Annotated in this window: 17 protein-coding genes and 1 pseudogene; 10 read left to right on the plus strand and 8 right to left on the minus strand. The window is 69.8% G+C overall.

Annotated features, from left to right (window positions below; all coding sequences use genetic code 11):
* Window positions 1-8: 8 nt before the first annotated feature.
* From eccB to IE198_RS36065, 3 genes are all read left to right on the plus strand, one after another.
* Complete coding sequence (gene eccB / locus IE198_RS06990; RefSeq protein WP_189883847.1) at window positions 9-1526, plus strand: type VII secretion protein EccB; 1518 nt, start codon at window positions 9-11, stop codon at window positions 1524-1526.
* Window positions 1527-1912: 386 nt separating this feature from the next.
* Complete coding sequence (locus IE198_RS06995) at window positions 1913-2308, plus strand: DUF6924 domain-containing protein (protein ID WP_189883849.1); 396 nt, start codon at window positions 1913-1915, stop codon at window positions 2306-2308.
* Window positions 2309-2500: 192 nt separating this feature from the next.
* Window positions 2501-2635, plus strand: coding sequence for a hypothetical protein (locus tag IE198_RS36065; RefSeq protein WP_268246463.1), 135 nt, complete (start codon window positions 2501-2503; stop codon window positions 2633-2635).
* 106 nt (window positions 2636-2741) lie between these two features.
* On the opposite strand, the gene IE198_RS07000 is transcribed toward IE198_RS36065, so the two are convergent.
* Complete coding sequence (locus IE198_RS07000) at window positions 2742-3368, minus strand: TetR/AcrR family transcriptional regulator (protein ID WP_189883851.1); 627 nt, start codon at window positions 3366-3368, stop codon at window positions 2742-2744.
* A 619-nt stretch (window positions 3369-3987) separates the two neighbouring features.
* On the opposite strand from IE198_RS07000, the gene IE198_RS07005 reads away from it, so the two are divergent.
* Complete coding sequence (locus tag IE198_RS07005) at window positions 3988-5514, plus strand: GMC family oxidoreductase (protein ID WP_189883853.1); 1527 nt, start codon at window positions 3988-3990, stop codon at window positions 5512-5514.
* Window positions 5515-5520: 6 nt separating this feature from the next.
* Here IE198_RS07005 and IE198_RS07010 read toward each other — a convergent pair whose 3' ends face one another.
* Window positions 5521-5697 (minus strand): hypothetical protein, encoded by a 177-nt coding sequence (locus tag IE198_RS07010; protein ID WP_189883855.1) that lies wholly within the window; start codon window positions 5695-5697, stop codon window positions 5521-5523.
* A 237-nt stretch (window positions 5698-5934) separates the two neighbouring features.
* Between IE198_RS07010 and IE198_RS07015 the strand changes: the two genes are divergently transcribed.
* Window positions 5935-8811 carry an AfsR/SARP family transcriptional regulator gene (locus IE198_RS07015; protein WP_229833783.1) on the plus strand — a complete coding sequence of 959 codons (2877 nt, stop codon included), beginning with the start codon at window positions 5935-5937 and terminating at the stop codon, window positions 8809-8811.
* Here the strand turns inward: IE198_RS07015 and IE198_RS07020 are convergent.
* Window positions 8786-9787 (minus strand): trypsin-like serine peptidase, encoded by a 1002-nt coding sequence (locus tag IE198_RS07020; RefSeq protein WP_229833784.1) that lies wholly within the window; start codon window positions 9785-9787, stop codon window positions 8786-8788. The genes IE198_RS07015 and IE198_RS07020 overlap by 26 nt on opposite strands.
* Before the next feature lie 88 nt (window positions 9788-9875).
* Window positions 9876-10796 (minus strand): COG4315 family predicted lipoprotein, encoded by a 921-nt coding sequence (locus IE198_RS07025; protein WP_189883862.1) that lies wholly within the window; start codon window positions 10794-10796, stop codon window positions 9876-9878.
* Window positions 10797-10978: 182 nt separating this feature from the next.
* Between IE198_RS07025 and IE198_RS07030 the strand changes: the two genes are divergently transcribed.
* From IE198_RS07030 to IE198_RS07040, 3 genes are all read left to right on the plus strand, one after another.
* The gene (locus tag IE198_RS07030; protein ID WP_189883864.1) at window positions 10979-12016 is read left to right on the plus strand and encodes an AraC family transcriptional regulator; all 1038 of its coding nucleotides are present in this window, start codon (window positions 10979-10981) and stop codon (window positions 12014-12016) included.
* A gap of 103 nt (window positions 12017-12119) precedes the next feature.
* Window positions 12120-13145 (plus strand): aldo/keto reductase, encoded by a 1026-nt coding sequence (locus IE198_RS07035; protein WP_189883866.1) that lies wholly within the window; start codon window positions 12120-12122, stop codon window positions 13143-13145.
* Between the two features lie 222 nt (window positions 13146-13367).
* Window positions 13368-13736 carry a hypothetical protein gene (locus IE198_RS07040; RefSeq protein ID WP_189883868.1) on the plus strand — a complete coding sequence of 123 codons (369 nt, stop codon included), beginning with the start codon at window positions 13368-13370 and terminating at the stop codon, window positions 13734-13736.
* Window positions 13737-14005: 269 nt separating this feature from the next.
* Here the strand turns inward: IE198_RS07040 and IE198_RS07045 are convergent, their stop codons facing one another.
* The 3 genes from IE198_RS07045 to IE198_RS07055 all read right to left on the minus strand — a co-directional run bounded on the left by IE198_RS07045 (window position 14006) and on the right by IE198_RS07055 (window position 15794).
* Entirely contained in the window at window positions 14006-14305 is a 300-nt protein-coding gene (locus tag IE198_RS07045; protein ID WP_189883869.1) for a hypothetical protein, read from the minus strand.
* Window positions 14306-14429: 124 nt separating this feature from the next.
* Window positions 14430-14753 carry a MazG-like family protein gene (locus tag IE198_RS07050; RefSeq protein WP_189883872.1) on the minus strand — a complete coding sequence of 108 codons (324 nt, stop codon included), beginning with the start codon at window positions 14751-14753 and terminating at the stop codon, window positions 14430-14432.
* 237 nt (window positions 14754-14990) lie between these two features.
* On the minus strand, window positions 14991-15794 hold the full coding sequence (locus IE198_RS07055; protein ID WP_189883874.1) for an SDR family oxidoreductase: 804 nt from the start codon (window positions 15792-15794) through the stop codon (window positions 14991-14993).
* A 132-nt stretch (window positions 15795-15926) separates the two neighbouring features.
* Between IE198_RS07055 and IE198_RS07060 the strand changes: the two genes are divergently transcribed.
* Both IE198_RS07060 and IE198_RS36300 read left to right on the plus strand, forming a co-directional pair.
* Window positions 15927-17558, plus strand: a complete 1632-nt coding sequence (locus IE198_RS07060; RefSeq protein ID WP_189883876.1) for an alkaline phosphatase D family protein — start codon at window positions 15927-15929, stop codon at window positions 17556-17558.
* An 83-nt stretch (window positions 17559-17641) separates the two neighbouring features.
* Window positions 17642-18291 (plus strand): annotated as a pseudogene (locus IE198_RS36300) (helix-turn-helix domain-containing protein); the annotation flags it as partial.
* 217 nt (window positions 18292-18508) lie between these two features.
* On the opposite strand, the gene IE198_RS07070 reads toward IE198_RS36300, so the two are convergent.
* Window positions 18509-19021: a hypothetical protein gene (locus tag IE198_RS07070; RefSeq protein ID WP_229833785.1), complete on the minus strand. Its 513-nt coding sequence runs from the start codon at window positions 19019-19021 to the stop codon at window positions 18509-18511.
* Window positions 19022-19430: the final 409 nt, after the last annotated feature.

A 19430-nucleotide genomic window follows, 5' to 3' on the forward strand; every position in this document is an offset into this window, starting at 1 on the left:
GGGGGATCATGCAATCCAAGCGCGACCAGGTCCAGGCTCACATGTTCGTCATGGGCCGGCTCAACTCCGGAATGCTGCTCGGCGAACCGGACGCGCCCGAGAGCCCCTTGGCGCGCACCACCCGCGGCTTGGTGACCGGTGTCGTGATCGCCGTGCTCATCGGCGCGGGTGCGTTCGTCTTCGGGCTGCTCTCACCCGGTGGCAACGACTCCTGGCGCAGCGGTGAGGCACTCATCGTCAACAAGGACACCGGAGCCCGCTACGTATATCTCGGCGGTCGGCTGCGTCCGGTGCGCAACTACGCGTCGGCACTTCTGCTGGGCGGCAAGGACCTCACCACGGTGGACGTGGGCTCGGGGTCCCTGGATGGAACGCCGATCGGCGTATCGGTCGGCATCGACGGAGCGCCCGACAGCGTGCCCGGCAGTAACCGGCTGGAGCGCGGTGCCTGGCGGGTGTGTTCCGTGGTGGACCCTGAGAAGGGCGCTGCCAGGACGGTGCTGGTAATCGGAGGCGGCCGTGAGGCGGACCGCCAGCTGGGCACACGCGAGGCGGTGCTGCTGGTCGGCCCGGACCGCACCGCATACCTGATGTGGCGGGGCAGCCGGCTGCGGCTGGACGCGTCGAGCGGTGCGGTGAAGTCCCTTGGATACGGCTCGGCCACACCGCGCAGCGTGTCGTCCGCCTTCCTCGACGCCCTGCCCGCCGGGCCTGACCTGACCTCTCCTGACGTGCCCGGCCGCGGTGAACCGGGACCGTCCCTGGCAGGTGCGGCGACGAGGGTGGGACAGCTCTTCCGCGTACAGGTCCCTGGTGGCTCACGATCCTGGTATGTGCTGGGGCGCAAGGGCCTTGAGCCTCTCACCGACACAGCGGCGGCATTGCTGCTGGGCGATCCGAGGACCCGCGAGGCGGCGTACGACGGGCAGGCACCCCAGGTGCCGGTCGTCGGTTCGGATGTGCTCGGGCAGCATCTGGCACCAGGCAGCGCTCAGGCCGCGCCGGACGACCTGCCGGGATCGCCGCCGAGCCTGACGAAGGTCACCGAGAAGCTGACGGCGTGCGCCGTGGTCGAGCCCGGTTCCGCTGGCACCCGGGTGTCGAGCGCTCTGGTGCCGGTGGCCGCACTGGCGCCGCTGGTCCAGCACACCGGCGACCGCGTTGCCCCGGCCTGCAGCCCGGTGGACGGGACCGTGGTGAGTCCGGGTCGCGGCGCGCTGGTACGGGCACTGGGTGCGGGCGGCGGCACGGTCGGCGACACCACCTATCTGGTGACCGAGACCGGAGTGAAGTACCGGGTGGCAGGGGACGAGGCGCTGACGGCCCTCGGCTACACGGCGCGGGACGCGACCGCGCTGCCCTCGCCACTGCTGGCGATGCTGCCGACCGGCCCCGACCTCAGCCCGGATGCCGCAAGCGGAGCCACCGCCCCCCGGATCACCACCCCCGACTGCTCAAGGGTCTCGGGACAACGCCGGTTCGCCGACCCGCGGAACGCAAGTGCGACGGCCGGGAGGACGCAGTGATCTCAGCGGTGTCGTCGTTCACGGTCCACTGCCTCAAGGGAACTTGGGATTTCACCGGACCTCGCGGTGCAGCACGTGTACCACGGCGACCCGGACGGCGGCTCACCCTGCCCGCCGGATTCCTTGCGCTGATCCCCGAAGGCCCCGTGCCCCAGCCGTGCGGCAGCTGCGGAGGGATGAAAGGAATGACCAGGTCATGCGGGCCGGATCCCGGGCCCCGCCCGGCGCCCCTCGCGCGGGCCGTGCTGACCGACCTGGCCCGGATGCCGGGCCTCGACCCCGCGGCCTTGTCACCCACCGACCCCGGCGGGAGGGCCTCGCCCCAGGCCCGCACCTGGTGTGCGCCGACCCGTTCCGACACGGCCCCACACACGAGGAGACCACCTGTGAAGAGCCTGCCGGAAACAGATTGGACCCTGCTGATCCGTACCGACTTTTCCGACCAAGCGGCTTGGCAAGCCCTGCACGCGGCGGTCACGACGCCGATCGAGGAGGACTTCCTTGCGAACGTGGACATCGTGGACGATCCCGCCTACCGCGATCTGACGTCCGAGCAGATCACATCGCTGACCGCTGATGAGTTCCTGATCGTGGCCGACAAGACGGCCCTCACCACCCCCGGGATGCCGCTGCTTGTCATCCTGAAGAGCGAGGGCGGCGGCGAACTGCGGGTCATCGCCGAGGAATTGTCGTCGATCGAGAACAACATCTCTCTCGCCAACATGGACTGGTCGGAATTCGTCGACTCCGCCGATGAGGACGGTGTCTTCCGGGGCTTCTGATCAGGGCGCTCATCGCCTCGACGGGCGGTCCCTCTCCGGTCAACCGACCGTACCGAGTGCGGAGTTCGGGCAGGCTAGCCACCTGTCCAGGGCATCCTCTCCCGCGGTGCCGGTCACCGCGGCCACGCCCGGATGATAGGGGAGCGCTTGGCTGCCCTTGGCCGTGAACCTGGCCGTTGACGGGGGGCCGTAGTGCACTACTCCCGCCCCGACGTCACCCACCTACTGCTCAACCAGGCCCAGCAGCGCCCGGTGGACACACCACTCCCGGCACAGAGAGCCTTCGACGAGCCGGCCACCGCTGGAGCGGTGGCTGCCGAGGGCTGAGACCGTCAAGAGGGGCGACGGCGCAAGCCCCCCAACGGCTCGCCCAAAGCTCCCTGGTGGCGGGGCGGTTCGCCGGAGCGTCGTTCTCCCGCGTAACCCGGGGGCGCTACTCAGGACGCCGGAAGAGGCCGTACCAGTAGCCGCAAGCCATCTCGCGGGCGACCACGGCATCGTCATGGCCATCGCTTGTCGCCACCTGCTGGGCGATGACCTGCGCGCCGCCTCGCACCATCACTGTGGCGGCGCACAGCGGATCGATATCAGCTGGTGTGCGACCGGCAAGCTGTTCCTGGGTCAGCAGCTCCATGGTGTTGTCGATGAACTGGTCCTGAGTCGATGTCCACGACCCACGTACAGAAGGGTCGTATGCAGCCACTTCGTTGATCGCTGCCAGGAGGGCCGCATGCTTGCGGTAGTGCCTGAACAGCTGCTCATAGGTGTGGGCAAGCCCGTCAAGTCCGCCGGCGGGACCGCAGGGCTGCCAGCCTTGTGCAATCTCGAAACTGTCTGCCTTCAGGAAAGCACTCAGCCGCAGGAGCACATCCACCTTGTCGCGGAAGTACAGGTAGAACCCCGAGCGGGAGATGCCCCCGGCAGCCGCGATCTGCTCCACGCCCAGTTCGGTGTAGGTCTTGCCTTCGCGCAGCAATTCTCCGATCGCGGACAGGATCCGCCTCTCCACTGCGGCGCGCCGGTCAGCGGCACTGGAGGGCCGTCGGGTGGTTGATGCCATACACCCATCCTACGAGCGTCGGGACGCAGGTTTCGCTGACCCCTGCATCGCCCGGGCAGGTGCTGATCCGCGTACGGAAGGCGGGTGCGGGGTTCCCCCGATGCGATGATGACCGCAGGCCATTTCCCCGCTGCTGGGTGAACCTCCCTTCGGCCTCGGGGAGGAAGCTGCAGGGGAGGTCGTCGCCGTACCGCCGGGCTCGCGGTTCGCGGAGGGGTGGGGCGGCTACGCGGAGTACGTCATTGGATGCGCCGCATACCGCCTACGGGTGCGGCAGCACATCCGAGTGCCGCAGGTGCCGTATTGGGGACGGCCGGTCTGACCAACCCGTTGGTGCAGCTCCGTGCACACACTCAGGGGCGCGTCGCCGGCTGCCGTCGGGTTTGAGCTGTGCGGTGTCCCAACGGTGCTGATCAACGCACCACTGGGCACGGATGATGAAGGGGTCCAGCGGTCCACGGAGCGTCAGCACCGTCGATGACGCCCAGGACGTGCATGTCATAGGTCTCGTCCCCCGCTGAGCGCCCACTGGCGACTGCCGGTGCGCCGGGTGGAGAGCCGTGGCGACTCCGCCGATCTAGCTTCGACCATGCGACAGCGGAGTGAGGAGCGTAAAGCGATGTCACAGCGAACAGGTATCGAGCACGACTATCTCGTGGTGGGCGCCGGATCGGCGGGCAGTGTGATCGCTCGGCGGCTGCTGGACGCCGGGCACTCGGTCCATGTGGTGGAGGCCGGATCGGCGGACGACGACGAGCGCGTGCACAGCCCGCAGAGCTGGCCGTTGCTTTTCCAGTCTCCCCTGGACTGGGCACTCATGACAGAGCCTCAGCGGCACGCGAACAACCGGTCGTTGTACTGGCCTCGTGGCAAGGTCCTGGGCGGTTCCAGTTCGCTGAACGGCATGATCTACATCCGCGGTCACCGCAGCGACTACGACGCCTGGGCCTACGCGGGCTGTCCCGGCTGGGACTGGGACAGCGTGCTGCCGCTGTTCAAACGGTCCGAGGACCACGTTGACGGCGAGAGCGCCTGGCACGGCAAGGACGGACCGCTGTCGGTCAGTCGGATCACCGAGCCGCATCCCACCGCCGCCGCGTTCGTGCAGGCCGCCCTCGCGCTCGGCCACGAGCACAACGACGACTTCAACGGCGAGCGGATGACCGGCGTCGGCTTCAACCACGCCACGATCCGTGAAGGGCGGCGGATGAGCGCCTGGCAGAGCTTCGTCGCCCCGGTGCTCGGCAACCAGGCGCTGACCGTCACGACGGGAGCCCGTGTGCACCGGGTGCTGATGGAGGGCGGCCGGGCCGTCGGTGTCGAGTACGCAGCCGACGGCGCCGTGCACCGGGCGTACGCCTCCGCCGAGGTCGTGCTCAGCGGCGGCGTCATCGGCTCGGCGCAGACGCTGCTGCTTTCCGGTATCGGCCCAGCAGCGCACCTGCGCGAGGTCGGCGTCGAGGTGACCGTGGACCTGCCGGGCGTGGGCGAGAACCTGCACGACCACCTGCTGGTCAGCAACGTCTACGAGGCCTCCCGGCCGCTGCCGCCCGGCAGGGCCAACCTGCTGGAGAGCCAGCTGTTCGCCTCCACCGACGCCCGCCGTCCGGGCCCCGATCTGCAGCCGCTCTTCCTGCACCTGGTCTATCCGGCGGAGTCCTATCCGGTGCCGGAGCACGGCTACACCATCGCCCCCGGCATCGTACGACCGCTCTCGCGCGGCACACTGCGGCTTGCGTCGGCCGACCCGGAGACGACGCCCCTGCTCGACCCCAACGTACTTTCCGAGCGGTACGACCTCGAAGCACTGGTCGACGCCGTGGAGCTGTGCCGGGAGATCGGCGGACAGGCCGCATTCGACACCTGGCGCAAGGCCGAGGTGGCGCCGGGGCCCGAGGCACGTACCCGCGACGACCTGCGCGCCTACGTTCGCCGGGCCGTCGGCACCTACCACCACCAGGTCGGCACCTGCCGCATGGGACAGGATTCCCTCGCGGTTGTCGACCCCGAGCTGCGGGTGTACGGCGTCGAAGGGCTCCGCGTAGCGGATGCCTCGATCATGCCGTCGGTGCCCTCCGGCAACACCAACGCCCCTTCGATCATGGTCGGCGAGAAGGCCTCCGACCTCATCCTCGCCGTCTCCTGACCCGCATCACTTGCGCAAGAGGAGAACCAGCCATGCGTACGGCGTGCTCATCGGCGGCGAGTGGACCGCTGGGAGCGGCGCCACCTTCACCACCGTCACCCCGGCCACGGCGAGGTTCCCGCCGAACCTCCTGAGGCCACCGAGCTGGACGTCGACGCCGCCGTGCGGGCGCCGCCCGGGCATTCACCTCCCGCTGCCGTGGACGAACGCGCAGGTTCGCTGGACGTTCGATCATGGCCTGCCCGGCCTGCAGTCCGTAGCGTCGCAGGCAGCCGTGGTCACGGCCGCAGCGGCGCTCCGACCGCAGCCCGAACGCGGATCAGCGGAAAGCGGAACATGCGATATCGCCACAGCGAGGGCGCCGCCGTGGAGCCCGGCCCGGAACGTCAGTGCTCTTCGCGGGATCAAGGCGGTCGCCTGGTGGAGAGGCCTTGGGCTCGATCTGAGCAGGGGAGAGCCTGGCTGCCGGAACGACTGCGGTTCACCGTCCTGGGGCCTGTCCGCGGCTGGCGCGGGCCGGACGAGGTGGACCTCGGCCCTCCGAAGCAGCGTGCGGTCCTTGCCGTGCTGCTGCTCGGCGAAGGCGCACAGGTCCCGGTCGAAGCGCTGGTCGACGCCGTCTGGGGGACCGGATCGCCGGGGTCCGCGGTGAGTTCGCTGCGTACCTACGTCCATCGGCTGCGTCGGCTGCTCGGCCCCCTGGCGATCCTCTCGGTGGGGGACGGTTACCAGATGCATACGTCGCCCGAATCGCTCGATCTGGCTGCCTTCCGGGACCTCGCCGCCCGGGCCGACCGGGCGCGCCGCGACGGCGATGTCAAGACTGCCGCACGGCAGCTGGACGACGCCCTCGCACACTGGCAGGGGACCGCGCTGGCCGGAGTCCGCGGTGAGTATGCCCAGGCGCAGCGCGAACGGCTGGGCAGGTTGCGGCTGGCCGTCCTGGAGGCGAGTCTCGCGGTCCGGCTCGAACTGGGCGAACACGCCGATGTCGCCAGGGAGTTGGCGGCCCTGGTGGCCGAGCATCCGCTGGACGAACGCTTCCGGGAGATGCTGATGCTGGCCCTGTACCGGTCGGGACGCCAGGCGGAGGCGCTCGCGACGTACAGCGAGGCCCGCGCGGTTCTCGCCGGCGATCTGGGTGTCGATCCGGGACCTGAACTCCGGCGCATGTTCGAGCGCATCCTGCAGGCGGACGCCGGACTGATCGCCCCTCCCACGCCCGCGAACCCGGCCGCGCCGGCACCCGACCAGCCGACGCCGGCACAGCTCCCCGCCGATCTGCCGGCCTTTGTCGGGCGTGCGGCGCAACTCGCACAGTTGGACCTGCTGCTTGACGGCAACGGCGAGGTGCCCACGACCATCGTCGTCAGTGCCATCACCGGCATGGCAGGAGTCGGCAAGAGCACCCTCGCCGTGCACTGGGCCCACCATGTCACCTCCCGTTTCCCCGACGGTCAGCTCTACATCGACCTGAGGGGCTTCGACCCGGCCGGGCTGCCGGTCTCCCCGGACCGGGCGCTGCGCACGCTTCTCGAGTCACTTGGGGCCGATCCGCTGAGCCTGCCGCAGGACACCGACGCGCTGGCCGCCTGCTACCGCACACGGCTCGCCGGGCGGCGGTTGCTGCTCCTGCTGGACAACGCCCGCGACGCTCAGCAAGTGCGCCCGCTGCTGCCGGCGAGCCCCGGCTGCCTGGTGATCGTCACCAGCAGGAACCGGCTGTCCGGCCTCATCGCCACGGACGGAGCCCGGCCCATCCACCTCGGCGCGCTCTCTGTGGCGGAGGCGCGAGCCTTCCTCGTGCGCAGGCTGGGCGCCGACCGAGTGGCCGCCGAGCCGACGGCCGTCGACGAGGTCATCGAACTCTGCGCCCGGCTGCCGCTCGCCCTGTCCATCGCGGCTGCGCGGGCGCTGACCCGCTCGGCCTTCTCTCTTGCGACCCTCGCCGGCGAGCTCGCAGGCGGTCACAGCGGTCTGGACGCTTTCAGCGACACCGACACGGCGGTCGACGTACGCGCCGTCTTCTCGTGGTCGTACCACGCCCTCACCCCCGCCGCCGCATGCCTGTTCCGACTGATCGCCCTTCATCCGGGCCCGGACACCTCGTTGGCCGCCGCCGCAAGCCTCGCAGGCCTCACCGTCCCGCACACTCACCAATTGCTGACCGAACTGGCCCACGCCCACCTGGTGGACGAGCCCGTGCCCGGCCGGTACGCCGCCCACGACCTGCTGCGCACCTACGCCGGCGAACTGGCACGTGCCTGCGACACGCCGGAGGAGCACCACGCCGCCCGGGTCCGCGTCCTCGACCACTATCTGCACAGTGCCCACCGCGCAGGGCAGGCGTACTCTCCCGATCGGCCCGCGATCGTGCTGGCTGCCCCCTCCCGGGGCGTCCGGGCCGAGGAATTCGCCCCGGAGCCGGGGCACTCCGGTCCGGCCGCGGCCTGGTTCGACGCCGAACGGGCGGTGCTGGTGGCAGCCATCAGAACGGCGGCCGCTCATGGGCTCGACACGCACACCTGGCAGCTCGCCTGGGCCGTCGGACACCACCTGGACCGGAAGGGGCTGTGGCACGACCTCGAAGCCACACAGCACATCGCGATGGAGGCGGCAGAGCGTCTCGGCGACCCCCGTGCCCAGGCACACGTCCACCAGCAACTGGCGCGGGCCGCGACCCATCTGGGCCGGGTCGAGGAGGCACGGAACCGCATGGAGCGGGCGGTGGAGCTGTTCACCGCTGCCGGCGACGTCACCGCCTGCGCCGAGAGCATCCGGGCGCTGAGCCGGGTAGCCGAACGGCAGAACGACCTGGAGGCAGCGCTCTCCCACGCCCAACAGGCTCTCGCTCTGCAGCGGGCTGCTGGCCACAGTGCCCGCACCGCCGCGGCACTCAACGCCGTCGGCTGGTGCCACACCCTGCTCGGGCAACACCAGCAGGCGCTCGATCACTGCCGGGAAGCCCTGGCGATGGAGGAACTGCACGACCGCCCCTACCTCAAGGCGGACGTCTGGGACAGCATCGGCCTTGCCCAGCACCAACTGGGCCGGTACACAGAGGCCGTCGCCGGCTACGAACAGGCCCTCGTCCTCTACCGTGAAGTCGGCGTCGCCCACGCCGAAGCGGGTACGCTGAGCCGCCTCGGGGACACCCACCACGTGGTGGGCCGCGTGGCCTCGGCGCGTGAGGCATGGGCCGAGGCCCTCGCCATCCTGGAGGGGCTCGGGAGTCCGGACGCGGAGGCCACCCGTGCGAAGCTCACGGGGCTCACAGAGAACCGGCCTTGTCACTGACGCGCTCATACAACTCCTTCGCCGGCTCACCCAGGCGCGGTCCCGCGAGCCAGGTGCTGTCGGCCGGACCGATGGACGTGTTGCTCACCAGCGCGAGGGCGCCGTTCGGACCGCGGGCGAACCAGCCGCCGCCGGAGGAGCCTCCGGTCATCGTGCACCCGATCCGGTACAGCACCGGCTGGTCGGAGAGGATCGAGAGACGGCCGGGCCTGTCCTGGCACGAGAACATCCGTTCACCATCGAACGGGGACTCGGCCGGATAGCCCCAGACCGCCATGTCCCCGATACGAGTGGCCGACGGTGCGCCGAACCAGACCGGCGCCGCCTGACCGATCGTCTCCTGGAGGGAGGCCGGTAGCCCCTGGCGCCGTACATGCATCACCGCATAGTCGAACGGCGAGCCACCACCGCCGGAGGGGGCGCCCTCGGCGACCCACTCGGGCGCGACCTCCGCCGAGTCGGCCCACCAGATTCCGAAGGGCGCGATCCGGTCCTCGTCCGCGGCCTGCCGGGCTGCTGCGTCGAGCCCGAGATCGTTGTACGAGGGTACGAAGACGATGTTGCGGAACCAGCCCCCGCCGGCCCCGGCGTGCACACAGTGACCCGCCGTCCACACCAGCCCCGATCTGCCGGGGCGTGCCGGGTCCTCCACCGCAGTGCCGGAGCACACGCTCGGCCCGTCGGGGGTGTCGAAGAAGATCTTCCCGATTACCGCGGCATTGTCGTGGTACGCCACCTTCTCCGCCGTCGCAGGCACCGGGTCGGGCTCGGGATCCGTGGTGCCGGCGTCCTCGCCGATGCCGTTCGGCACCGCGGTGTCCGCGGCCCGGGCTTCCGACATGCGCTGGGCGGTCCACAGCCCTGCCACGACGGGGTTGGAGAAGGCCGGCAGGCGTGGCGGGGAGTCACAGGCGGCACCTGCAAGGACGAGCAGGAGCGCGGTGACGCAGGCGGCGATCGGTGTGCGGCGTGTCACGGGCACCCTTCCATCCTTCGACTCGTGTGGTGCCCGGGGCGGGCGGAACGAAAGGGGGGAGTCGCCCACCCGCCCCGGAGAACAGCGGTCAGCCGGCGAAGCGGATCGACCTGATCGTGGTGAACCCGATGTCGGCGAGGTTGCTCACGTTGCCCTCGACCGTGGCGGACCTACCCTTGCAGTCGGCTTCCTCCCAGATCTTGACGGAGCCGTTCGCGCTCAGTGAGCCGAAGGTGCTGCCACGCCCGACGTTCTGGCAGCCGGGGCCCGCGATGCCCCGAGAGGCGCCGCTCTCGGAGAAGCCGGGCGCGTCGAAGAGGATGACGCTACTCGCGGGCCTGACCTCCGATGACGCACCGGAGCTGGGCTGGTTGCCGGGTTCCGCCTCGGTGGGCCGGCCGGCTCGCTGTCCGTCGGGCGTGACGCCGAACCAGGTGCCGCCCACACCCTGGCCGTTGGTGTCGCCGGCCTTGAGATCCTTGCTGAAGAGGTAGACAGGCCAGCCTCCGATGGTGACCTGGAAATTACCGTCGGTCCGCTTGATGACCCCGATCGCCGAGGGCTTGACCCCGTCGACGAAGATCCGTCCACCCGGAGCGATCAGATACGGCGGCCAGGTGGCGGCGCACTCGCCTTCACAGGTGGACTTCGAGGGGTTGGCCGAGTCGTTGTCGAACCGGTACAGCGTGAACCCGGCGCCGTTGACCACCACGGGATTCAGCGTCCCGGCCCGACCGGCCGACAGCTGCACCCACTTGCGAACCACGGGCTTCTTGGTGGCTGCTGCTGGTGCGGCGTCTTTCGCCCAATCGCCGGTGTTCTGCTGCGCGTTGTTCTCCTGGGCTGTGCCGCGCTTGAACGCCAGCTCGATCGCGCCGGACGAGGACGCGGCGGCCGGAGCCTTTTCGCCGGTGGCGCCATCGCTTCCGGCGTCGCCGCCGCAGGCGGACAGCAGAAGCACGCCCGTGGCGGTGAGCGCGGCGAGCATGGCGGCACGTCTGTGGAACATGGGAACCCCTGTTGGAGAAGAGACCTTTTGCTGCGCGGCTTCGAAGAGAAGGCCGACGGTCCCTGCTACGGACCCGGCCCACGCGGGGTTCTCTCGTGGCGGCCCGATACACAACCGTGACAACCTCTGCGTCCGGTGCTCGGCTGCCGCGGAGCCGCCGGCTGTCCGCTAACGTGCAGCACATGCAATCACCGGTTGACCCGCTGCTCGATGTTCTCGCCTCGCTGAACGTCAGGGCCGGGTCGCTGTCGGGTCTGGAGGCGTGGGGCAGCTGGGCACTGCGCTTCGGTGTCCACGAGCACATCAAGATCGGGGCCGTACTCGACGGCTGCTGCTGGTTCAGCGTCGACGGTGCCGAGCCGGTGCGTCTCCAGGCCGGTGACTGCTTCCTGCTGGCGGCGCGCGAGTCGTTCGCGATCTGCGCGGACCTGGATGCGCCGTACCACAGCGGCGAGGAGGTCTACCGGACCTCCTCCAGCCGCATCGTGCGGATCGGTGAGACGCACCACACCGCCGACCACGAGCGGACGCTCATCATCGGCGGCAGCGTCGACTTCCTCGACGCCACCGTCGCTCTGCTGCTCGACAGCCTGCCACCCATAGTCGCCATCCGCGCCGGAACCGCTCAGGCAAGGGCGATCCAGCCGCTGCTGGGGGTGTTCCTCGAGGAGGTGGGCGCCGTGCGCCTGGGCACCTCCGTGATGTCGGAGCGGCTCACCGAGATGTTGTTCATCCAGGCTCTGCGGGCCGTCGTGGCGGGAGCGGGCGCACCGGACAGGACGGCCGCGCCCGGCTGGCTCGGTGCGCTCGGCGATCCGCGCATCGGTCGGGCGCTGCTGCTGATGCACCAGCAGGCCGACCGCCCATGGACCGTCGCCGCACTCGGTGCTCAGGTGGGCATGTCCCGGGCGAGCTTCGCCGCCCGCTTCAAGGAACTCGTCGGGCTGCCGCCGCTCGTCTACCTCCAGCGCTGGCGGATTCTGGCCGGCGGCCGGGAGCTGCGCCGCAGTGAGCGGACCGTGGCCTCGGTGGCCGCCGAATGGGGGTACTCGTCGGAGAGCGCGTTCAGCACCGCGTTCAAACGGGTCACCGGCATCTCGCCGGCGCAGTACCGCAGCGCCCCGCTCGCAGCGGTGACGGCGAGGCTGGACGGCTGGCCAGCGGTTCCCTTCCGTGTGCCGTCCGCCATGGACGAACGCGCAGGTTCGCCAGACGCTTGATCATGGTCTGTTCGGTCGGAGCCTCCTAGCGTCGGAGGCAGCCGTGCCGACGGCCGCGGCAGCACCGTCCACGGCGCCTACACGGATCGGTGGAAGGTGGAACATGCAGTACGAGCAACTCGGTGCCACGGGGGTCTTCGTCTCCCGGATCGCTTTAGGGACGATGACGTTCGGTGGGGCGGGGACGGCGCCGTGGAGCCTCGTCGGTGGGCTGGACGAGAAAGCTGCGGACGAGCTTGTCGGCCTGGCTCTCGACGCAGGTGTCAACCTCCTCGACACCGCGGACATGTACGCGGCGGGTGAGTGCGAGGAGATCCTCGGTCGGGTACTGGGCCCAAGGCGCCAAGGCGTGCTGCTTGCCAGCAAGCTCTTCGCCCGCATGGGCACCGGTCCCAACGACGTCGGTCTGTCACGGCAGTGGGTCACCCGGGCGCTGGAGGACAGCCTGCGCCGACTGCGTACAGACCATATCGACCTGTATCAGATCCACAGCTTCGATCCGCTGACCCCGGTGGAGGAGACGCTGGCCGCTCTGGACGACGCCGTTCGGCAGGGCAAGATCCGCTATATCGGCGCGTCGAACCTGGCGGCGTGGCAGATGATGAAGTTCCTCGGCGCCTCGCAGCTGCGCGGGTCGGAGAGCTTCGTGTCCCAGCAGGTGTACTACTCGCTGGCCGGACGGGACATCGAGCGGGAGATCTTGCCGATGGCTGCGGATCAGAAGCTCGCCACGCTGGTGTGGAGCCCGCTCGCCGGCGGGTTCCTGTCCGGCAAGTTCGACCGCAACGGCGCCGGCGACGAGACCGCGCGACGCGCCCTCGCCGACTTCCCGCCCGTGGACCGGGAACGCGGCTGGGACATCGTGGATGCGCTGCGCGTCGTGGCCTCGTGGCACGGCGTGAGTGTGGCCCGCGTCGCCCTCGCCTGGGTACTCGCCCGACCGGGGGTCACGAGCGTGATCGTCGGCGCGAAGCGCCCCGACCAGCTCACCGAAAACCTCGCCGCCGTCGACCTCGTACTCACGGAGCAGGACCTGGCGGAACTGGACGCGGCCAGCGCACTCCCGACCGTCTACCCCGACTGGTGGGCGCCGATCGCCCTCGCGGACCGGCTGCCGCCGCCCGCCTGACCCGACGCCGGCCGCGACCGGAGCAAGCGGCAGTCGGCCGTATTCCGGTCGCGGTTCGGCCCCTCCCTGCGTCTGCCGACCCGGCAGGCATCCGAGCCCTGGAGGAAGTCCGCAATGTACGTCTCGCATCACTGCCTGCGGCCCTGACCGTGGCCCCAGAGCCGTCCACTGTTCACCGGGCGCAACGCATTCAACCGTTGCCACACTGTCCGAGGACCCTTGATGAAGCCGGCACCGGAGGCGCTGCCTGTGGTCGTGATCACGGCCACGGTGATCGCTGGACTTCTCGCGGCCCCGTTTCTGCTCCGCATCCGCCGTCTGCTGACGGCACTACGGACGGAGCGCGACGCAGCCGTGCAGGAGTCCGCTCGAATGAACGCCCGGTATGAGGCGCTCCAGGAGGAGACACGGCACCTGGTCTTCACTCGGCTTCCGGCTTTGGTCGCCCACCTCGCCCACCGGCATGTCCCGGTTCCCGAGCTGGCGCATCTCGTGTTCGCCGGGACCGAGGTCGAGCAGACCCACACGGCGGCCCTGGCGCAGGTGGCTCAGGCTGTGGTGGCTGAGCGTCATCGCGTTGGGACCGTCTGAACCCCTAAGGCGACGAAGGACCCGGTTCGGACCGCTCCTGGGCGGGGCATCCCCTCCAGAACGTGTCCGGCCGGTCATGGAACCAGTCCGTCTGGGTCGTTGATGTGGACATGGAGTGGAGTGATCTCACGGATGCCGAGGGGAACGGCGGCGGCCGTTCCTGCCGCTCGGCAGCAGGCGTTCGCGGCGGCACGGGTGGTACCCGATCAGGAGCACGAGCTCCACGCCGACCGGGCAGGACTCCTGTGTCGGACAGGGCTGTTGAGCCATCACCTTTCCGGCGGGTGGTCGCGGGTGAGGTCGGAGTCGACGGGGTGAGCGGCCGGCTCCTTCGGCAGCCGGCGGCCGCCGGCCGTCCGGTGCCGCTCGGCCTCGGTGCCGCAGAACCGGCACGCGGTACGGCGTGGGCGGTCGCGGTCCGGGGAGGTGAACGTCAGGACACCCCCTGCCGCCGTCAGGATGTCGCCCAGCCGGACGGGCTCACGGCCGGCCGGGCCGGCCCGCTCGCACGGGGTGCACAGAGCGGTGCGCCGGCCGGCGTCCAGGCGGGCGTCCGGACCGTCGCACACGGCGCATCGAAAGCCCAACTCCGGCCCCCACTGCTCGGTTGCGGCGTGATGCTTCCTTCCCCGCAAAGGAGTATTCCGAGAGTGACCGGGTTGAAACTCCCTGTACGGCCTGCCGCAGAGGCCGTCAGCCGCCCAGGGAGCGCCCCGCCACCCGGTCCAGGTGAGAGGTGAAGACGTACGCCGCGTCCGGGGTGAGCGTGCGCAGCGCCACCATGGCCGTGATGATCACGTCGCACAGTTCGGACTCCACGTCCTGCCAGCTGTGCGTCGTGCCCTTGCGCGGGTTCTGGCCCTTCGTGCCGATGACCGCTTGGGCGACCTCGCCGACCTCCTCCGAGAGCTTCAGCACCCGGAGCAACACCTCCTGCTCCGGCGGGTACTTGCTGTTCTCGTGCAGCCACGCGTGCAGGCGGCCGACGGTCTCCCAGTTGTGGTCCGTGTGCTCCATGAACGCCAGCCTGCCACGGGCTCGACCTCGGCCGCGCTCCAACTCCTGGCGTCCACCTCACGGGCGGAGCTGGGTCCCGGGCGACCGCGGTGGTGCGCGACCTGCTGAGGTCGGACGGTCGCACACTCGCACAGAGCGTGCCGGCCTGTTACGGCCCTGGCCCACGTGTCGTTCGACCCGCAGGTGATGGCGGAACCGGACGCGACGCAGGGGCGCGGGCCGGCCGGGCGGTGACCCTCAGCCGCGCCCGATGAACGGCATGTTCGTCGCCAGCACCGTCGCGAACTGCACGTTCGCCGCCAGCGGCAGCTCCGCCATGTGGCGTACGGTCCGGGCCACATCGCCCACGTCCATCATCGGCTCCGGGGCCAGTTCGCCGTTCGCCTGCAGGACGCCCGACCGCATGGCGCTCGTCATGTCGGTGGACGCGTTGCCGATGTCGATCTGGCCGCAGGCGATCGAGTAGGGCCGGCCGTCCAGTGACAGGGACTTGGTCAGGCCCGTGAGCGCGTGCTTGGTGGCGGTGTACGGCGCGGAGTTCGGGCGCGGCGCGTGTGCCGAGATCGAGCCGTTGTTGATGATCCGGCCGCCCTGCGGGGTCTGCTCCTTCATCTGACGGAACGCCGCCTGCGCGCACAGGAACGCGCCCGTCAGATTGGTGTCGACGACCTTGCGCCACGCCGAGTACGGCAGGTCCTCGAAGCGGATGCCCCCGGGGCCGAACGTGCCCGCGTTGTTGAAGAGCAGGTCCAGCCGGCCGTGGCGCTCGCGCACCGCGGAGAACAGCGCGGCCACCGCCTCGGGGTCCGTCACGTCCGTCGGGACGCAGAACACGTCCGCGTCCGGCCGGGCGGTCCGGATCAGCGCCGCCGTCTCCTCGAGCGTCCCGCTGCGCCGGCCGGCGAGTGCCACCGACCACGTGTGCGTGGCACGCGAACCCACGGTCGCATTCTCGCCTGTTCGTGCCAGTTCGAGTGCGACGCTCCGGCCGATGCCGGAGCCGGCACCCGTCACCACCGCAATCCTCACCACTGCGTTCATGGTCAGCAGCGTACGCGCCTGTGCCGTACACGGATCTCATCCGGCCGACATGCGGATGTTGTGTCCCCGCCAACGCGGATTCGCCGGCCCCCACTCCAATGCGACTGACAACACCCGTCAGGGGAGGGCCATATGACACCCGCGCACACGACCCACTCGCCCGAGCTCAGAGCGGCGGCCGCCCGGCACCTCGGCCGCCGTACCTTCCTCACCGCCACGGCCGCCGCCGCCGCACTCGCCTTCTCGGTGAACCTGCCGGGCACCGCGCACGCCGAGACCATCAACGGCCGGAAGATCACCGAGGACCCCTTCACCCTCGGCGTCGCCTCCGGCGACCCTCAGCCCGATTCCGTCGTACTGTGGACGCGCCTCGCACCGAAGCCGTACGAACCCGGCAGCGGACTGCCGCAGGCCAGGGTCCAGGTGCAGTGGGAGGTCGCGTACGACGCCGGCTTCGCCAGGATCGCGAAGCGCGGCTCCGTCACCGCCTTCCCCGAGTTCAACCACAGCGTCCGCCTCGAGGCCGTCGGCCTCGAGGCGGACCGCGTCTACTACTACCGCTTCCGCACCGGCACCTGGATCAGCCCCGTCGGCCGCACCCGCACCGCGCCCGCGCTCGGCGCCTTCATCGGGGACCTGAAGCTGGCTGCCGTGTCCTGCCAGGCCTACCACGACGGGTACTTCACCGCTTACAAGCACCTCGCGGCCGAGGACCTCGACGTCGTCTTCCACCTCGGCGACTACCTCTACGAGTACGCCGTGAACTCCGCGGGCGGTGCCCGCAATCACACCGACCTCGTCCTGCCCGCCCACTTCAACCGCGAGACGGTCACCCTGGAGGACTACCGGCTGCGCTACGGCCTCTACAAGTCGGACCCCGACCTGAAGGCCGCCCACGCCGCGCACCCCTTCGTCGTCACCTGGGACGACCACGAGACGGAGAACAACTACGCCGACGAGACGCCCGAAAACAGCGTCCCGCCGGAGGAGTTCCTGCTGCGCCGGGCCGCCGCGTACCGCGCCTACTGGGAGAACATGCCGCTGCGCGCGCCGCAGCAGCCCACCGGCCCCGACATGCAGCTGTACCGCCGGCTGCACTTCGGGCAGCTCGCCCGGTTCGACGTGCTCGACACCCGCCAGTACCGCTCCGACCAGGCGTACGGGGACCGGGCGCACGTCTCGGGGCCCGAGTCGGAGGACCCGTCGCGCACGATGACCGGCGCACAGCAGGAGCGCTGGCTGATCGACGGCTGGCGCGCCTCCACCGCCACCTGGAACGTCGTGCCGCAGCAGGTCAACTTCTCCAAGCGCAAGCTGGACCTCACCGACGACCCCAAGCTCAGCATGGACGCCTGGGACGGCTACCCGGCCTCCCGTGACCGCGTCCTGGACGGCGCCCGGTCGGCCGGCATCGAGAACCTGATGGTCCTCACCGGTGACGTGCACGTCGCCTACGCGTACGACATCAAGCGCGACTACGAGACGCCCGGAGCCGAGGTCGTCGGAACCGAGATCGTCGCCACCTCCATCTCCAGCGGCAGGGACGGTGCCGACAAGCCGGCCAGCTGGGACACCTACACCAGTGCCAACCCGCACATGCGGTTCTACAACGGCCGCCGCGGCTATGTGACGGTCACCCTCGACCGGCAGCAGGCGCGCGCCGACTTCCGCACGGTCGCCGCGGTGACGACGCCGGGCGCGCCGGTCACCACGACGGCCTCGTTCGTGACGCAGGCCGGCAACCCCGGCCTCGAGCAGGTCTAGTGCCGCATCAGGCAACGTTCGCCCTGTCCTGACGCATCGCTCGGTTGCTGCGCCTGGCGGCTCCGGGCCGCCAGAATGATCACGTGGCTGGACGTGTGCAGGTCCGGGAAATCGATGACGACGAAGGCAGGCGGTGGTTGCGGATCATCCGCAGAGGCACCGGTTCGGTGGTGACCTGGCGGCGGGCCCAGATGGTGCTGTTGTCCGCACAGAGCATGCCCGTGGCGAAGATCGCCGAGGTGACGTTCACCAGCCCGGACCGGGTCCGGGACGTGCTCCACAACTTCAACAACGAGGGCTTCGACTCGCTCTACCCGAAGTACAAGGGCGCCGACCGAAAGCCTTCACCCTCCCGGAACGCCGGGAAATCAAGAAGACCGCCAAGTCCAAGCCGGCTGAGCACAGCTTGCCGTTCTCGACCTCGAGCCTGGCCAAACTGGCCGACTTCCTGGTCGCCGAGGGGGTGGTCGACGACATCAGCCACGAGGGCCTTCGGGTTCTGCTCCGCGAGGAGGGCGTCTCGTTTCGACGCGTGAAGACCTGGAAGACCTCACGCGACCCGGACTACGCGGCCAAGAAGGCCCGCGTCGAGCATCTCTACGCGATCGCCGACGGTGAGGTCATCCCCGAGGAAGGCGATCCCGAAGTCGTCTTCCGCATGGACGAGTTCGGACCGCTCAACCTCCAGCCCCACCCCGGCCGACAAGTTGACCAGGGAAAATCCAGAAGTCCGGCGGAGTAGCAGCCTCCCTGTTTCGCTCCGGATGGCTGCATCGGCCTGATCGCGGTGGTCAGGTGATTTCGGTTGCCGGTCGCTGAGTGGGTACGGCCGGAAGACCGCCCTGACGCCTTCGACGGCCGACTCACCGCAGCCCGTTACACCCCGACATCCCTGGCTACACCGGCCGTTTGACAGACCCGAAGGGTGAAGAGGAATACGGCTCGCGCACCTACGATCGTCCCCCGGAGATCCGCTCCAGCTTATTGATCTGCGCGGTCACCAGATTGTCAGGCAGCTCGGCTGGCGCGCCGGTGCCACTCGCGGTGATGAACAGCACGACGGTGGCACCGGTGCGTACGACGGCGATGAGGTCCGGCTGCGATTTGCCCTCGGTGTTGAGTTGGAAGGCCAGCGCATCGTCGCCAGCGTCGGGGGCGGCCACGGCTTGGACGGCGGTGCGGGCGGGCACACCGCCGTCGTAGGAGGTGCATTTTTCGAGGGAGGCATGGAGTCCGGAGAGGATCCGCTCGGCGCCGGACTGGTCGTATGCCATGAGGCCGATGGTGGTGGCAGATCCGACCGAAGGGCCAGATGTTGCGTAGGCCACTTTGCCGACAATCGCTTTGGGGGCCGGGGCGGGATAGGCGATACGCATGTTCTCGACCGGCTGGCAGGCGGTGGGCTCGGCTCTGGAGCCGCCGTGGCTCCTCGCAGGCCAGTCGGCGATCTGAAAGTTGTCCACGGTTCCTGACAGCGCGGCGGACTCCAACCGGTCGGCGCTGAGAGGGCCGGAGGAGGCGTCAGTCGGGGCCTGCGTCCGGCTCCGCTCGGCTGACGGGGACCCCTGTGAGGCCTGTGGCGGGCCGGGGTTGCTCTTCGCATCCCCACCGCTGCCGCATCCGGCAATGAGGGCCGCTGTGAAGAGCACTGACACGGTCACCTTGACCCGCACTCGCTGACTCCTTGCACTGGGCATTGGTTCAATCATTCCAGGCGGGAGATCGGGGCGTATCAGTAATACGTAATCCTGGGCGGTTTCCCTTCGACGGGACAGGGCGGAGGGATCGGCTCGAGGTGAAGCGGTGGTTGGGGATCATCCGCAGAGGCACCGGTTCGGTGGTGACCTGGCGGCGGGCCCGAATGGTGCTGTT

Source organism: Streptomyces xantholiticus, assembly GCF_014651015.1.
Classification (GTDB): domain Bacteria; phylum Actinomycetota; class Actinomycetes; order Streptomycetales; family Streptomycetaceae; genus Streptomyces; species Streptomyces xantholiticus.

Bases quoted from the DNA above. Each gene is read 5' to 3' on its own strand.
- IE198_RS07035 (WP_189883866.1), top strand. From the start codon at position 12,120: ATGCAGTACGAGCAACTCGGTGCCACGGGGGTCTTCGTCTCCCGGATC.
- IE198_RS07030 (WP_189883864.1), top strand. From the start codon at position 10,979: ATGCAATCACCGGTTGACCCGCTGCTCGATGTTCTCGCCTCGCTGAAC.
- IE198_RS07010 (WP_189883855.1), bottom strand. From the start codon at position 5,697: ATGCCCGGGCGGCGCCCGCACGGCGGCGTCGACGTCCAGCTCGGTGGC.
- IE198_RS07055 (WP_189883874.1), bottom strand. From the start codon at position 15,794: ATGAACGCAGTGGTGAGGATTGCGGTGGTGACGGGTGCCGGCTCCGGC.
- IE198_RS07005 (WP_189883853.1), top strand. From the start codon at position 3,988: ATGTCACAGCGAACAGGTATCGAGCACGACTATCTCGTGGTGGGCGCC.
- IE198_RS07040 (WP_189883868.1), top strand. From the start codon at position 13,368: ATGAAGCCGGCACCGGAGGCGCTGCCTGTGGTCGTGATCACGGCCACG.
- IE198_RS07060 (WP_189883876.1), top strand. From the start codon at position 15,927: ATGACACCCGCGCACACGACCCACTCGCCCGAGCTCAGAGCGGCGGCC.
- IE198_RS07000 (WP_189883851.1), bottom strand. From the start codon at position 3,368: ATGGCATCAACCACCCGACGGCCCTCCAGTGCCGCTGACCGGCGCGCC.
- IE198_RS07050 (WP_189883872.1), bottom strand. From the start codon at position 14,753: ATGGAGCACACGGACCACAACTGGGAGACCGTCGGCCGCCTGCACGCG.
- eccB (WP_189883847.1), top strand. From the start codon at position 9: ATGCAATCCAAGCGCGACCAGGTCCAGGCTCACATGTTCGTCATGGGC.
- IE198_RS07025 (WP_189883862.1), bottom strand. From the start codon at position 10,796: ATGTTCCACAGACGTGCCGCCATGCTCGCCGCGCTCACCGCCACGGGC.